The 13,607-nt window shown below is 45.8% G+C and carries 16 protein-coding genes; 12 read left to right on the forward strand and 4 right to left on the reverse strand.

Translation table 11 applies throughout. The features are described from left to right. Window positions 1-4 precede the first annotated feature (4 nt). Complete coding sequence (locus AC6RGY_RS02905; RefSeq protein WP_499859700.1) at window positions 5-832, forward strand: aldo/keto reductase; 828 nt, start codon at window positions 5-7, stop codon at window positions 830-832. A 1-nt stretch (window position 833) separates the two neighbouring features. Here the strand turns inward: AC6RGY_RS02905 and AC6RGY_RS02910 are convergent, their stop codons facing one another. After that, the gene (locus tag AC6RGY_RS02910; protein ID WP_499861442.1) at window positions 834-1,028 is read right to left on the reverse strand and encodes a hypothetical protein; all 195 of its coding nucleotides are present in this window, start codon (window positions 1,026-1,028) and stop codon (window positions 834-836) included. A 9-nt stretch (window positions 1,029-1,037) separates the two neighbouring features. Here AC6RGY_RS02910 and AC6RGY_RS02915 point away from each other — a divergent pair, with 9 nt between their 5' ends. The 3 genes from AC6RGY_RS02915 to copZ are packed head-to-tail and all read left to right on the forward strand — an operon-like array spanning window position 1,038 to window position 3,963. Beyond that, on the forward strand, window positions 1,038-1,301 hold the full coding sequence (locus AC6RGY_RS02915) for a metal-sensitive transcriptional regulator (protein WP_499859701.1): 264 nt from the start codon (window positions 1,038-1,040) through the stop codon (window positions 1,299-1,301). Between the two features lie 25 nt (window positions 1,302-1,326). After that, complete coding sequence (locus AC6RGY_RS02920) at window positions 1,327-3,723, forward strand: heavy metal translocating P-type ATPase (RefSeq protein ID WP_499859702.1); 2,397 nt, start codon at window positions 1,327-1,329, stop codon at window positions 3,721-3,723. A 33-nt stretch (window positions 3,724-3,756) separates the two neighbouring features. After that, window positions 3,757-3,963, forward strand: a complete 207-nt coding sequence (gene copZ, locus AC6RGY_RS02925; RefSeq protein ID WP_499859703.1) for a copper chaperone CopZ — start codon at window positions 3,757-3,759, stop codon at window positions 3,961-3,963. A 144-nt stretch (window positions 3,964-4,107) separates the two neighbouring features. On the opposite strand, the gene AC6RGY_RS02930 is transcribed toward copZ, so the two are convergent. Beyond that, complete coding sequence (locus tag AC6RGY_RS02930; RefSeq protein WP_499859704.1) at window positions 4,108-4,305, reverse strand: hypothetical protein; 198 nt, start codon at window positions 4,303-4,305, stop codon at window positions 4,108-4,110. A 113-nt stretch (window positions 4,306-4,418) separates the two neighbouring features. Between AC6RGY_RS02930 and AC6RGY_RS02935 the strand changes: the two genes are divergently transcribed. The 6 genes from AC6RGY_RS02935 to AC6RGY_RS02960 all read left to right on the forward strand — a co-directional run bounded on the left by AC6RGY_RS02935 (window position 4,419) and on the right by AC6RGY_RS02960 (window position 10,541). Further along, window positions 4,419-6,509, forward strand: a complete 2,091-nt coding sequence (locus AC6RGY_RS02935) for a DUF7948 domain-containing protein (RefSeq protein ID WP_499859705.1) — start codon at window positions 4,419-4,421, stop codon at window positions 6,507-6,509. Between the two features lie 215 nt (window positions 6,510-6,724). Then, on the forward strand, window positions 6,725-7,339 hold the full coding sequence (locus tag AC6RGY_RS02940; RefSeq protein WP_499859706.1) for a TlpA family protein disulfide reductase: 615 nt from the start codon (window positions 6,725-6,727) through the stop codon (window positions 7,337-7,339). 12 nt (window positions 7,340-7,351) lie between these two features. Continuing rightward, window positions 7,352-8,068: a cytochrome c biogenesis CcdA family protein gene (locus AC6RGY_RS02945; protein ID WP_499859707.1), complete on the forward strand. Its 717-nt coding sequence runs from the start codon at window positions 7,352-7,354 to the stop codon at window positions 8,066-8,068. 40 nt (window positions 8,069-8,108) lie between these two features. Continuing rightward, complete coding sequence (resA, locus tag AC6RGY_RS02950; protein WP_499859708.1) at window positions 8,109-8,651, forward strand: thiol-disulfide oxidoreductase ResA; 543 nt, start codon at window positions 8,109-8,111, stop codon at window positions 8,649-8,651. A gap of 27 nt (window positions 8,652-8,678) precedes the next feature. Continuing rightward, window positions 8,679-8,996 carry a rhodanese-like domain-containing protein gene (locus AC6RGY_RS02955; RefSeq protein ID WP_499859709.1) on the forward strand — a complete coding sequence of 106 codons (318 nt, stop codon included), beginning with the start codon at window positions 8,679-8,681 and terminating at the stop codon, window positions 8,994-8,996. 420 nt (window positions 8,997-9,416) lie between these two features. Continuing rightward, a complete protein-coding gene (locus AC6RGY_RS02960) occupies window positions 9,417-10,541 on the forward strand; it encodes a class I SAM-dependent methyltransferase (protein WP_499859710.1) in 1,125 nt (374 codons plus the stop codon). 27 nt (window positions 10,542-10,568) lie between these two features. Here the strand turns inward: AC6RGY_RS02960 and AC6RGY_RS02965 are convergent, their stop codons facing one another. Next, the gene (locus AC6RGY_RS02965) at window positions 10,569-10,787 is read right to left on the reverse strand and encodes a DUF2626 family protein (RefSeq protein WP_499861444.1); all 219 of its coding nucleotides are present in this window, start codon (window positions 10,785-10,787) and stop codon (window positions 10,569-10,571) included. Between the two features lie 185 nt (window positions 10,788-10,972). On the opposite strand from AC6RGY_RS02965, the gene AC6RGY_RS02970 reads away from it, so the two are divergent. Further along, window positions 10,973-11,734 carry an enoyl-CoA hydratase/isomerase family protein gene (locus AC6RGY_RS02970; protein ID WP_499859711.1) on the forward strand — a complete coding sequence of 254 codons (762 nt, stop codon included), beginning with the start codon at window positions 10,973-10,975 and terminating at the stop codon, window positions 11,732-11,734. 302 nt (window positions 11,735-12,036) lie between these two features. Further along, window positions 12,037-12,648, forward strand: coding sequence for an RsfA family transcriptional regulator (locus tag AC6RGY_RS02975; RefSeq protein ID WP_499859712.1), 612 nt, complete (start codon window positions 12,037-12,039; stop codon window positions 12,646-12,648). A gap of 315 nt (window positions 12,649-12,963) precedes the next feature. On the opposite strand, the gene AC6RGY_RS02980 is transcribed toward AC6RGY_RS02975, so the two are convergent. Beyond that, window positions 12,964-13,431, reverse strand: a complete 468-nt coding sequence (locus AC6RGY_RS02980; protein ID WP_499859713.1) for an N-acetyltransferase — start codon at window positions 13,429-13,431, stop codon at window positions 12,964-12,966. Between the last annotated feature and the right edge of the window lie 176 nt (window positions 13,432-13,607).

The raw sequence follows: 13,607 nt of genomic DNA on the forward strand, positions 1-13,607 counted from the left end.
CATCATGGTTCAGTCCATTAGCAATACGTTTACATTAAGTAATCAGGTGGAGATGCCTGCCCTGGGCTTGGGTGTTTGGAAAATGAAAGGGAAGACCGTCGACGATTCCATTCATACCGCTCTCCAGTCAGGGTATCGGCACATCGATACAGCAACGATATACAAAAATGAAGAGGAAGTGGGGCGGGCCATACGAGAGTCAACCATTCCACGAGAAAAGCTCTTTATTACTACGAAAGTGTGGAACGAAGATCAAGGGTATGCTTCTACGCGTGAAGCATTTGAGCGAAGCTTAAAAAACCTTGGTTTGGATACTATCGATTTATACCTTATCCACTGGCCGGTCGCAGGAAAGTATAAAGATACGTGGAGAGCACTTGAAGATTTGTACAAAGAGAAGAAAGTTCGTGCGATTGGGGTAAGTAATTTTCAAATAGAGCACCTTGAGGATTTGATACAAGATAGCAATGTGAAGCCGATGGTGAACCAGGTGGAGTGCCATCCCTATCTCACACAGAAACCATTGTTATCTTACTGCCGGGAGCATGACATTCAACTAGAAGCTTGGAGTCCTCTTATGCAAGGGGATATCGTCAACGTTCCTGTGATCCGTCAGTTGGCGGAAAAGCATCAGAAAACACCAGCGCAAATTGCCCTTCGTTGGAACCTACAACATGGTGTGGTTGTCATTCCGAAATCGAGTAACAAAAAAAGAATCGATGAAAATGCAGACCTCTTTGATTTTCAGTTGTCTCCTGATGATATGAATCAATTGGACAACTTGAATCAGGATAAGCGTTATGGTCCGGATCCCGATAACTTCGATTTTTAGTTTATGATAGAGTGTAAAAAGAAATGAAGCTGCAGTTGGAGGTAGGCGAAGACGCTTGCCTCCGTCTTTTATGTTTTGCACGAAAGTTTGTGTTAAGCATGCCATAAGGAGTTTTGGGCATTTTGGACGTCTTTGTAAAAAAAATTTGTTTCAATTTATACCCTACTAGGGTATAGTATAAATAATTACTTTCCAGGAGGTTGACATGAGTGAAGAGAGAGCAAAATTACTTCAGCGCTTAAAGCGTGTAGAAGGTCAAGTGCGCGGTGTTCACAAGATGGTGGAAGAAGACCGCTACTGCATGGATATACTGATTCAGTTGGCAGCGATTAAATCAGCAACGAATCGCATTGGCTTGTCTTTGCTGGAAGAGCATACAAAGAGTTGTTTGACACACGCGATTCAATCGGGAGAAGGAGAAGCTTCTATTGATGAAATGATGAATGTTTTACGCTCGTTTGTAAAGTGAAACCATTAGAGAGGAGGAAAAAATGATGAATCGTGATTCGAAGCGGTCAATCGCTTTACCGATAGAGGGGATGACCTGTGCGGCCTGTTCCAATCGGATTGAAAAAAGCTTAGCAAAAATGGAGGGGGTCCAAGATGCACATGTAAATCTGACGACGGAAAAAGCGAACGTAACCTTGAATGAAGAAAAGGTAAGTCTGGAGGATTTGACGGAGAAGGTAAAGGACCTCGGTTATGACGTCAAGCAAGAAACGATCGAATTAACCATCGATGGGATGACCTGTGCTGCCTGTGCGACACGAATTGAAAAAGGACTCAACCAGTTATCAGGAGTAATGGAGGCGCAAGTCAACTTCGCAACGCACCAAGCGAGAGTCCAGTATATCTCAGGAATGGTAACAGAAGATTCCCTCGTGGCAAAGGTAGCTGACTTAGGATATGAAGCCTCTCTGCGAAACCAGGAGCAAACAACAGGTGACGAAGATCCAACTAAGAAAGAGAAACGTCGATTTTGGTTATCTGCGGTGTTGTCCCTGCCACTATTATGGGCGATGATCGGCATGTGGGTTCCCTTTTTAAAGGTGGATATCCTGCATAATGGTTGGGTGCAATGGGCTTTGGCTACCCCTGTACAGTTTTACGCGGGCGGTGCATTTTATCGCGGGGCATATAAAGCGCTGAAGAATGGTTCGGCTAATATGGATGTACTCGTGGCATTAGGAACATCTGCTGCTTATTTTTACAGTGTATACGTAGTGTTAAGTGGAGGAGACCATTTATACTTTGAGTCGGCCGCGATCATTATCACTTTAGTCTTATTAGGGAAGTGGTTAGAAGCAAGGGCACGTAACCAAACATCGGAAGCGATCAAAAAGTTAGTTGGGCTACGAGCCAAGACCGCCCGCGTGATTCGAGAAGATAAGGAAGAAGAAATTCCGATAGAAGATGTTGTGGTAGGGGATTTGATTCGTGTTAAACCAGGGGAGAAGATTGCTGTTGATGGAATAGTCGAAACCGGTGAGTCGGCTGTCGATGAATCGATGCTTACCGGTGAAAGTGTTCCCGTAGATAAGAAGGTGGGCGATGAAGTAATTGGTGCGACCATCAATCAGAATGGGAGTCTTACCTTCCGTACGACCAAAGTGGGCAAAGAGACCGTCTTAGCTCAAATCGTGCAGATTGTAGAGGAAGCACAGGGAGAAAAAGCTCCTATTCAGCGAATGGCTGACCGGATCTCGGGCATTTTTGTCCCGATTGTAGTCGGGATTGCTCTCTTTACTTTCCTCTTATGGATTCTTTTCTTGGCTCCAGGAGATGTGGAGACGGCCCTGGTCAATATGACAGCGGTGCTGGTGATCGCCTGTCCTTGCGCGCTCGGTTTGGCTACCCCCACCTCGATTATGGTTGGAACGGGCAAAGGAGCAGGGCATGGGATCTTATTTAAAGGAGGAGCTCATCTCGAACAAACTCACTTAATTGATGCGATTGTACTGGATAAGACCGGCACGATCACCTATGGGGAACCCGTGCTAACGGATATTATCTCACTGACGGATTGGGATGAAGATCACATTCTGCAATGGGCCGCTTCACTGGAGAAGATGTCGGAACATCCGCTCGCGACGGCAGTGGTAGAGGGAGCGGAGTCCCGGGGTATCGAACTAATGGAAGTAACGAACTTCACTTCCATTACGGGAAATGGGATTAGAGGCACCGTCGCTGGAAAAGAAGGTTGGATTGGGACTCGCTGGTTGATGAATGAACAAGGAATTAGGATGGGCGAACACGAAGAGAGGATGGCCTTACTAGAAAATGAAGGCAAGACAGCGATGCTGGTTGCAGTGGATGGTGAGCTGATTGGTATCGTGGCGGTAGCGGATACGGTAAAAGAGACGTCCAAGAAGGCAGTAGAGAAGTTGCAGAGTATGGGCATCGAAGTGTGGATGGTATCAGGAGACAACGAACGCACGGCGCGTGCGATCGCTCGCGAGGTGGGGATTGAACACGTCCGCTCTGAGGTGAAGCCAGCAGGGAAGGTAGACGAGATTCATCAGTTACAAAAACAAGGGCACCGCGTCGCGATGGTGGGTGATGGGATCAACGACGCACCTGCTCTAGCAGCCGCCGATATTGGAATGGCAATGGGTACGGGGACGGATATAGCTGTAGAGACAGCCGATGTTACCCTGATGCGAGGAGATCTACGTGTGATCCCATCCGCGATCCACTTAAGCCAGATAACGATGCGAAACATTAAGCAAAATCTCTTCTGGGCGCTCTTTTACAACGCCATCGGCATCCCGATTGCCGCGGCAGGCTTACTTGCCCCATGGGTAGCGGCAGGCGCGATGGCATTTAGCTCCGTCTCTGTGGTTACGAATGCCTTACGATTAAAAGGGGTTAAACTGGACGAAGAAAAATAGCCAATATCATTTTATGAAAAGGGGTTTTCAGCAATGGAACAGCGAACATTGGCAGTACAAGGAATGAGTTGTGACCACTGCAAGCGGGCAGTGCAAGGAGCATTAGAAAAGCTGAATGGAGTGAAAGAAGCGAAAGTGGAGGTAGACAAAGGGGTGGCGACGGTCACCTATGATCCCGATACGGTGACAGAAAAAGAGATGAAAGAAGCCATTGAAGAGCAAGGATATGAGGTAGAGTAGTATAAAAGAGTGGCTCCCCTCTTCTAAGCAAAGATAGGAGTAAAACAAGGAAGAGATATTTTTTCGAGATAGCAACGAACAGGAAAAAGAACTGGCGAAGCCGCCAGTCCTTTTTTATATATTTTTTCAAAAGTAGCCTATTCGTCATTGTTTTCCCTCTGGAACCCTGTGTATCTTGCCCTCCCTGAGACGAGAATCGCGGACCTTAGCCCATTCATTGTGTTCTCTTTCGTCATCGAGCTCTGCGAGGGTCTTGTTATTGATATCCTCTGACGCCCAGTTCACCTTATCATTTTCTAAGCGATCGATCAGGAGGTGTAAGTCTTCCTTCCGCTTTCCCATCTGAATCACTCCTTACCTATATGATACCCGATGCTTTCACAGGAAAAGGAAGTACTTCACTAAGAAGGCCTTTACATCATAGGATACAGCAACAAGGTAGGGAGGGAAGTTAGATGATAGTAAATGGAATGGAGAGGAATGTAAAAAAGCGGCTCTTTTCTCGTGGAAGCGGAAAGGAAGGACTACCCTATTATGAAGCGAAGATAGGGGGAATCCATTATCTTTTTCAACAGGGAGGCGTCTTACTGACACTAGATGGGTCTCCTGAACTGCATTTACGCTGGATGGATGCGGATAACGATGTCATCCCACAGGGGATCAAACAGTATGATGAATGCGGAGAGATTTTTGAGCAAGTCCTATACGAAGAAGTATGGCCAGGAATGGATATCGTTTTTTATGGAATCGAGCAACGATTAAAATATGATATCGTTGTGCGTCCAGGAGCGGATCTGAAAACCATACATTTCGAATACGAAGGTGGAAAAGAGGTCCGCCTCACGGAAGATAAAGACTTACTTGTCTATACGGGGCGAGGTGTTTTACGGGAAGAGAAACCTGTCAGTTTTCAATGGAAGAGGGGGAAGAGAAGAACGATCCCAACCCATTTTCTCCTCCATGATGATGGTTCTTTTGGCTTTCAGATAGGAGAAGCGTACGATCCCACAGAGAGACTCTGGATTGATCCAGTGGTCTTCTACTCTACTTATTTGGGAGGAAGTGCTTATGATTTAGGGAATGGCATTACCGTGGACGATCAACGGAATGCTTATGTAACGGGGACAACAACATCGTCTGACTTTCCAGTTACCACGGGTGTCTTCCAAACGTTATCCACTGGGGCATCGGATGTGTTTGTTTCTAAATTAAATAGATCAGGTAGCTCGCTTCTTTACTCTACTTTTTTGGGTGGGAGTAGCGTAGATGCGGGGAATGACATTGGTCTTGATGCTACGCGAAATGTGTATGTGACAGGGCTTACGGAATCGACTAACTTCCCAGTTACTGCAGGCGCTTTCCAAACGATTTTATCGGGCACAACCGACGCTTTTGTAACTAAGCTGAATGCGGATGGGACTTCCCTTTTCTATTCCACCTATATGAATGGATCTGGCGGGGCAGCTGGGGAAGGGATCGTAGTCAATGACGATCAAAGTGCCATTGTCACTGGATTCACCAATTCATCTGATTTTCCGGTCACCATGGGTGCCTTTCAAACGGTATATGCTGGGTCAACGGATGCCTTTGTGATAAAGGTGAATGCGGCAGGGTCTTCTCTCGTGTATTCGACCTTCTTAGGAGGTAGCGGTGTTGACCTTGGCTTTGGCATTAAGGCGGACGGTCAAGGGAATGCCTTCGTGACGGGGCAGACGAGTTCAACCGATTTTCCGGTGAGTGCCGGTGCATTGCAAACCATCTTCGGAGGAGGATCGGACGCGTTTGTCACAAAGTTAAACCCTACGGGCTCAACGCAGATTTACTCCACCTTCGTCGGAGGAAGTTCTTTCGATGGTGGGGAGGCGATCGACTTAGATGGGGCGGGTAATGCCTATATTACTGGAAATACGAGTTCGACCAACTTTCCTACAACCAATAATGCCTTTCAACCAACGTTTCCGCCTGGCGCGGTAGAGTCAGCCTTCGTAAGTAGACTAAACAAAAGCGGAAGTGCCCTGGCCTATTCCACTTTTTTGACTGGAGATACTGGACTCAGCGCTGGACTGGGCATTGCAGTTGATTCTTTTGGTAATGCTTGGGTTACAGGGACGACCGATTCCACCACCTTTCCTGTTACTTCCGACGCGTTTCAAGATAGCCTGGGCGGAATATTAGATGTTTTTATCTCGCAGGTGAGTTTCTCGGGTCAAGGCCTTCTATTCTCCTCTTATCTTGGCGGAAGTATTGTGGATGTTGGGTTCGCCGTAGCCGCTGACAATAGCGGAAGCGCTTATATTACAGGGGGAACAGATTCATCAGATTTTCCAACAACATCCCTTGCTTTTCAAACCCAATTTGGTAGTGGTATTGTCGATGGCTTTGTCACAAAAGTAGGATCGCTCACCTCGATTGGTCCAACAGGCCCAACGGGAGCTACTGGACCGACAGGTACTCTAGGAGCTACCGGTCCTCGTGGACCAAGAGGACGGCGCGGACCACGCGGGCCAAGGGGAGCGAGAGGGGCGAGTGAAACGGGAGAAGGGTAGTGGAAGAGGAGAATAAGAAACTGCTAGCTCCACGTCAATAAGATTTAATGGCAGGGCTTTGATAAGAGGAAAGAGAGTCTATCTCTTTTCTTTTTTGATTTCTCACCACTTATTCACAAATATTTGTGGGACAAACGATATAATAATAGGAGTATGATCATCGTGCGCCTTGGTTTACAATGGAGACGATTCATGAAGAAAGGGAGGTGGCGCTGGTGCGTTCACGCAATCTGGTGATTGCAGTGGTATTGGTGGTAGCTGCTGCACTTTCGTTGTGGCAAGGACTGGGTTCGGATGGGTCGGATGAGAACGAACCAAGTACGAACACTTCTTCTACTGAGAAGGTAGAGGAAGGAGGCCAATCTGAGGAAGCGGAGACGACATCACAAGACAAGGCAGGGAATGTAGGGACGAGAGTAGGAGAACAAGCCCCTTCTTTTGCTTTAAATACATTGGATGGCAAAACGGTTGAGTTGGAGTCAGGTAAGCCGGCGCTGATCAACTTTTGGGCGACCTGGTGCGGGTATTGCAAGAAAGAGATGCCCTACATGCAGGAAGCTTACGAGAAATATAAAGAGAAAGCCAACTTTATGATGGTGAATTGGACGTCGAGTGATTCAAAAGAAGATGTGCAGGAGTATATAGAAAAGACAGGGTATACCTTTCCAGTCCTCCTTGACGAAACAGGAGAAGCGGTACAACTGTATCAGGTGCAAGCGACACCGATCACCTATATGGTAGACAAGGATGGTAAAATTAACGAGAAAATTGTAGGCGAAATGTCGCGTGAAGATATTTTCCGAATGATTGAAGATACGTTAAAGCAGTGAGGAGCGTAGAGAATGGGAGAAATTACAATATGGCTGGCTTTTGGAGCAGGGGTGCTCTCTTTTATCTCCCCCTGCTGTTTTCCTCTTTACCCTTCTTACCTTTCCTATATTACGGGTATGTCTGTGAGCCAACTCTCTGATCGATCCGGGCAAACAAAAGAGATGCAACGGGCGATGTTGTTACACACCCTCTTCTTTATTTTTGGATTTTCGATTGTCTTTTTTGCTATCGGATTTTTTTTCACCTGGATTGGTGGAGCATTTATTCAGTATGAATCACTGATTCGGATGCTGGGTGGGGTGTTAATCGTCGCTATGGGTCTGTTTATGATGGGCATCTTTCAACCTCAGTTCCTTATTCATGAGCGTCGGTTTGAAGTGACCAAAAAGCCGATGGGATACCTCGGTTCAACATTGGTGGGAATTGCTTTTGCTGCAGGTTGGACACCGTGTGTAGGTCCCATTTTGTCGGTGGTGTTGGCAATGGCAGCTTCAGACCCAAGTCGGGGAATTTTGTATACAGTGGTGTACATTTTAGGATTCGCCGTTCCTTTTTTCGTCATGGCCTTTTTTGTGGGAAGAGCTCGTTGGATCTTAAAATATTCCGGCCAAGTGATGAAAGTGGGCGGTGCAATTATGGTCATTTTTGGAGTTTTACTCTACTTTGATCAGATGACCGTGATTACGCAATGGTTTACCAATCTAATGGGTGGATTTCAAGGGTTTTAGTAGTAATAGGGAAGGTTAAAGGAAGGAAAGGGAATGGATCATGAAGAAACAGACACGTTATTGGGTAAGACGCATCACAATGATCTTACTGATCCTGATGGTCGGATTTGCGATATACTTAACCATGCAAGAAGGAGGGCAAGAAAAGCCGAAAGCAGGCGATAAAGCTCCAGAAATTGTCCTCGATACGGTGAACGGAGAGCAAGGGAAGCTAAGTGACCTGCAAGGGAAGTATGTGCTTCTAAATTTTTGGGCGAGCTGGTGCGCCCCTTGTAAAGAAGAAATGCCGGCACTGGAAAATACTTATAAGCGTTATCAGGAGGAAGATGTCGTCGTTGTTGGTGTAAATCTCGAAGAATCCAAAGTAGCTGTATCTAGCTTTGTCCGGCAGTACGATCTTACTTTCCCCATTTGGATGGATGTCAATAAAGTCATATCGAAAAAGTACGTCGTGGGCAACCTGCCTTCTACACTTTTTATATTACCAGATGGAACAATTCACCGCCGGCATGAAGGCGCGATGACAGAATCGCAAATGGAGATATGGATTCACGATATGATGGAAGAGTATGAGCAAAAATAAGAAATCCCATGGAAGGAGCAAAAGTAAATGAATAAACCCTATCAAGATATTGAAGCAAGCAAGTTAGGTGCCGCTGATCAAGAGCTGAAAAAATACACCTTGGTAGATGTGCGAACAGAGGAAGAGTTTGCTGAAGGGCACATTCCAGCAAGCCTTCATATCCCCGTTGATCAATTGGAAGAACGATTAGACGAGCTACAGTCGTATCGTAACCACGATCTCCTATTGATTTGTCGTAGTGGCAGACGAAGCGAAATGGCAGCTTATTACCTCGCGGAACAAGGCTTCTCCTCTCTCTTTAACTTAAAGGGTGGTATGCTGGAATGGACCGGTCCGGTGGAATAGAGATTTTTAGCAATACCACGCTACCATGGTTGTGTTAAATGCTCTTTTCATATGAGGCGAATTTTACCCTGTTCCAGTTGAAAAAAGTCGCCTTCATCTAGAAGGGTGTAGATTCAAGATTTCCAGTCTGAGAGTCACACTGATATGGTTTTATCTGGATTTTATTAAATGTCTGTGAACCTCCCGGGTTTTTTGCAAGATTGGAGGTTCACAGACATTTGGCTTGGTATGAGGTGGAAAAGCCGTTGGTGCTGTGGTACTGTGAAGAAGGGTTTGAATTGTATCCATGCTGGAATTGAAACCCATTCACCCACTTTGATGTTCATGCTTGTCACCTCCTCGTTTGAATTGTATCCATGCTGGAATTGAAACACATAACCCGAAAATACATACTATTCCGAGTGATAGGGAGGTTAATCCATGCACCCCGAGCACACCCTTCTTAAAGAACAAATCAAAAAAGAGATTCAATCCTCCCCGACACAAGCGATTCCCTTCACACGTTATATGGAACTGGCTTTATATCATCCTTTGTGGGGATACTATCAGCAAGAGCGGACGAAGATTGGCCGAGAGGGTGACTTTTATACTAGTCCCGCAGTGGGCTCTGTCTTTGGTCGTGTATTGGCACGAGCGCTTTCTCAATTGAAGGAAGAGAGATGGAGCGGAGAAGAGTGGACGGTATTGGAGCTGGGGGCAGGAGATGGGCGGTTAGCTGAACAATTAATGGGAGCATGGCAAGAGCAGGGAGATGGGCCTGCTGTCTATTATTTGCTGGATACGAGTCACGACCACCAAAATCGGCAACATAAACGGTTAGATTCCAGTGAGCACCTCCGTCCATGTCAGTGGGTGGAGAGGATAGAAGAGGTTTCGCGAGACCTCCCTACGATAGTGATTAGCAATGAATTTTTTGATGCACTCCCTACAGCGCGTGTACGTCAGCGGAATGGAGCTTGGGAAGAGCAGATGGTGACAGTGGAAAGTGACGGGGATTCTTTCGTAGAACGATATTCGCTTCTTACTCCTCAGGAAGTCACGATATACGACCGTTACTTTCAACAATTGGATTATAGGTTACTTCGGGAACAAGTGGTAGAGGTCTCTTTAGGTTCGCGCGCATGGCTTGAGAAGATAGGGAGCCATTTCGCAAGATCCCTATTGGTGACGATCGACTACGGGGGAGAGACAGCAGAGGTTTATTCACCTGCACGGATGGAGGGAAGCTTACGTTGTTTTTCTCATCATCAGGTACACGACGAAGTATTTCGCTCTCCAGGAGCAGATGATATCACCTATGATGTTAATTTTAGTGCATTAAAAAGGTGGGGTGAAAAAGCGGGGTGGGAGGTTGTTTCCTACGAGACACAATCCTCTTTTCTCATAAGACAAGGGATCTTAGACGAGATCAGGAATCTCTCACTAGACCGAGACCCCTTTAGTCAAGAAGCTCGTCAGTTGCGATCGATTAAGCAACTTATTCTACCAGAAGCGATGGGTGAAAGGTTTAAAGTGCTGATTCAAAGCAGGAACGAAATTCTATAATAAAAAAGACTCCCTCACGGGAGCTTTTTAGTGCATAAAGAAGTAGGAATAGGTGACCATCCCTATAAAGGTGATAATCATGTAGGCGTGAAACAGGTACATATAGGTTCGTTCAGTAAAACGCATATAACCAAGAATCACGAAGATAGCGGTTTCTACTAAGAAGAGAATAGCAAGCACATTCATTCCGCCTGCGAGGAACATAAGCGCGATGGCAAATGTCCAAAATCCTAAGACACGAAACATTTTATCCAATGGTTTTCACCCCTTTTGACATTATGTAGCGATAAATATCCGTTTATCCTTTAGCATCCCAATATCGACCGGAATGATACCCATCGTTATGATACCATAAAACAGGGATAAGCCAAAAGACGATTTTCAAGGCAATTTCTTGACAGAAAGGGAAGGAACCAATGGAGACCATTAAAATGGATAGAAAAAATGGGGTTGGATGGATTACATTTAACCGTCCGCATGTACGAAACGCAGTGAATCAAAAGATGGTGGATGAGCTGGAGCAAGCATTAGATATCTACCAAGCAGATCCACAAATAAAAGCAGTTGTCTTAACAGGGGATGATCGTACCTTTCTCTCTGGTGGAGATTTAAACGAGTTTCACGAGAAAGAGAGTTACGAGGAAATCTACCCTGTGATGTGGCAGATGAATCAGTGCTTAGATAAACTGCAAAACATGGACAAGCTAACGGTGGCAGCAGTGGATGGGACAGCAATTGGAGGCGGATGTGAGGTGGCGGTAAGTTGCGACTTAATTTTTGCTACTGAGCAGGCCTCGTTTGGCTTTGTGCAAGTTCACCTGGCTATTACCACTGGCTGGGGAGGTGGCAGCCGGCTGGTGCAAAAAATTGGCTATAGCAAGGCGCTCCCGCTCTTGTTGGGAGGCGAGCGGTTGGCTAGTGAACAAGCAGAAACGTTGGGCTTGGCGGATCGCATCATCGCAAGCAAGGACTTTTCTTCTTCTGTGCAAGAAGAAGCGGAGCGATTAACCACAGCCCCTCTTCCTGTCATTCAGTCCTATCTGAAAGTAGCGCAGGCTGCAAGAGATGGGAAGGTGCAACGAGAAGATTGTCGTCAGGAGAGTGAGTTTTGTTCCCGGTTATGGGAATCTGAAGAGCATCGGCAAGCGGTCAACGCTTTCTTACAGAAGAAAACAAAGCGACACAAAGTGTAAAGCTACTTGGTTTATGCTAGGGTAGTCCTTACAAGTTTGCAACGGGTAGCATTCACCCCATTCATGGGAACAACCAAAAAAATCGCCATCATCATTGACTTGAAAGAAACCTTGTACGCCTACTAATAGAGGCATTTAGAGTACGGGATTGTCTATCAACTACCTCCTCACCCACTTACGTGTGTATAAGGAAAGTGAAATTGGGATATAAAAAATAGTAGTCCCATATACTACGTTTTATATCTCTAGCATACAGATAAAACAACGTGAGTTATTTTCAAGAGGAAATAGGAGGTCCGATGATGGTTGCGAAGAGACAAGATGCATGGACATCGGAAGACGATCTTGTGTTAGCAGAGGTTACCTTGCGCCATATAAGAGAAGGAAGTACCCAGCTACTCGCATTTGAAGAGGTAGCAGAAAAGCTAGGGCGAACACCGGCTGCATGCGGTTTCCGTTGGAACAGCTATGTACGCAAAAAATATGATGCAGCGATTCAGATTGCCAAATCACAACGGCAAAAGAATGCGCAATCACGAGGCAGGTCTTCTCGTGTCACGTTCACGGATGAGTTTGGTAAAGAAGAAAGTTTGTCCATCGATTCGATCATTCGTTTTTTGCGTCACTACAAGCATGAATTACGAGAGATGAAAAGCTATCAGGAAAGATTGGAAAGGGATTTAAATGAGCGTGAAGAACGTATTTCTCGTTTGGAAGTTGAAAATAGTGAAATGCGTGGCCGCTTAGATAACGTAGAGACCGATTATCAGGTGGTAAACGACGATTACAGAGCCTTGATTCAAATCATGGACCGTGCACGTAAGATGGCATTCCTCGAAGAGCAGGAAGCGGATCACCTAAAATCAAAATTTCGTATGGATTCGAATGGAAACTTAGAAAGAGTGGATAAATAGCGGGGATGACCCACCAAGGACTTGGGTGGGTTATTTCATGTTTTGGAGCATGAATAGGGCACCTTGAGAAAAGGTTAGGTTGGGAAGCGCAAGAAAAGATGAGTTTGCAGGACTTCCCTTGGATAGCGTAGAAGAGGCGGAATCACTCTGAATCAAAAGAATTTCTTAAGCGAGGGTGGAGACCCAGAGAGTGATCCCCGTCCTATATTCAAAACCCCATATGATTCATTTTTACGAACCCATCCTCTGGGGACACAGGTGAAGCAGTTCCTCTCAGAGGAGTGAATGGGTCCTCTCTCTATCCGGATCATCCATTTAGATCTCTTTTAGTTTGACTCCCTCAGGTAACCAAACATAAGGGTTTTCGCCACGATCACGCACCGGGTCATAGTTGACAGGAGTGAACCCCATTTTGACCCAGAAATCATCAGAACCGCGTCGCGCATTTGTTTTGATCGGTTTCCCTAAGCTTTTGGCGTGCTCAATCAACGCCGTACCATAATCTTGGTCCCGATAAGGGGGAAGAACCTCTAACTTCCACAGTTCGAAGTAATCGTGTGCCGGTTCAAAAAAGGGATCGTATTTTTTATCAATGGGATACAAACTGATGCGGGCGATGAGCTTACCCTCATGATGAATTCCCCAAAAAGGCGAGTTGCTATTGTTTTCAATTAGGTTGGCCTGTAGATCTTCCAACATAGAAAGTTCTTGTAGGCCGTACTCTTGAAACTTTCGGAACTCTTCTAAGGTTTTGTAGTTGATTTTGAGACGTTCTACTTGCATGTGGATGGAACCCTCCTCTATGTGTCCAACCTTCATTTTCATTATAACATGACTAAGTAGGAGGAGCGTAATTTTCTCTAACTGACAGAGGCAAGCAGGAAAAACGAATAATTTGTCGAATTTTTCTCATGTGAACGTCAATAGCCAATATTGCAATAGGTGAATGATTATTTTTA

The organism is Mechercharimyces mesophilus (genome assembly GCF_059818345.1).

What these genes read in the sequence shown, in the direction of transcription:
- AC6RGY_RS02970 (WP_499859711.1), top strand. Translation starts at nt 10,973, where the DNA reads ATGGATAGAAAAAATGGGGTTGGATGGATTACATTTAACCGTCCGCAT.
- AC6RGY_RS02960 (WP_499859710.1), top strand. Translation starts at nt 9,417, where the DNA reads ATGCACCCCGAGCACACCCTTCTTAAAGAACAAATCAAAAAAGAGATT.
- AC6RGY_RS02980 (WP_499859713.1), bottom strand. Translation starts at nt 13,431, where the DNA reads ATGCAAGTAGAACGTCTCAAAATCAACTACAAAACCTTAGAAGAGTTC.
- AC6RGY_RS02975 (WP_499859712.1), top strand. Translation starts at nt 12,037, where the DNA reads ATGGTTGCGAAGAGACAAGATGCATGGACATCGGAAGACGATCTTGTG.
- resA (WP_499859708.1), top strand. Translation starts at nt 8,109, where the DNA reads ATGAAGAAACAGACACGTTATTGGGTAAGACGCATCACAATGATCTTA.
- AC6RGY_RS02955 (WP_499859709.1), top strand. Translation starts at nt 8,679, where the DNA reads ATGAATAAACCCTATCAAGATATTGAAGCAAGCAAGTTAGGTGCCGCT.
- AC6RGY_RS02930 (WP_499859704.1), bottom strand. Translation starts at nt 4,305, where the DNA reads ATGGGAAAGCGGAAGGAAGACTTACACCTCCTGATCGATCGCTTAGAA.
- AC6RGY_RS02965 (WP_499861444.1), bottom strand. Translation starts at nt 10,787, where the DNA reads ATGTTTCGTGTCTTAGGATTTTGGACATTTGCCATCGCGCTTATGTTC.
- copZ (WP_499859703.1), top strand. Translation starts at nt 3,757, where the DNA reads ATGGAACAGCGAACATTGGCAGTACAAGGAATGAGTTGTGACCACTGC.
- AC6RGY_RS02935 (WP_499859705.1), top strand. Translation starts at nt 4,419, where the DNA reads ATGATAGTAAATGGAATGGAGAGGAATGTAAAAAAGCGGCTCTTTTCT.
- AC6RGY_RS02945 (WP_499859707.1), top strand. Translation starts at nt 7,352, where the DNA reads ATGGGAGAAATTACAATATGGCTGGCTTTTGGAGCAGGGGTGCTCTCT.
- AC6RGY_RS02905 (WP_499859700.1), top strand. Translation starts at nt 5, where the DNA reads ATGGTTCAGTCCATTAGCAATACGTTTACATTAAGTAATCAGGTGGAG.
- AC6RGY_RS02920 (WP_499859702.1), top strand. Translation starts at nt 1,327, where the DNA reads ATGAATCGTGATTCGAAGCGGTCAATCGCTTTACCGATAGAGGGGATG.
- AC6RGY_RS02915 (WP_499859701.1), top strand. Translation starts at nt 1,038, where the DNA reads ATGAGTGAAGAGAGAGCAAAATTACTTCAGCGCTTAAAGCGTGTAGAA.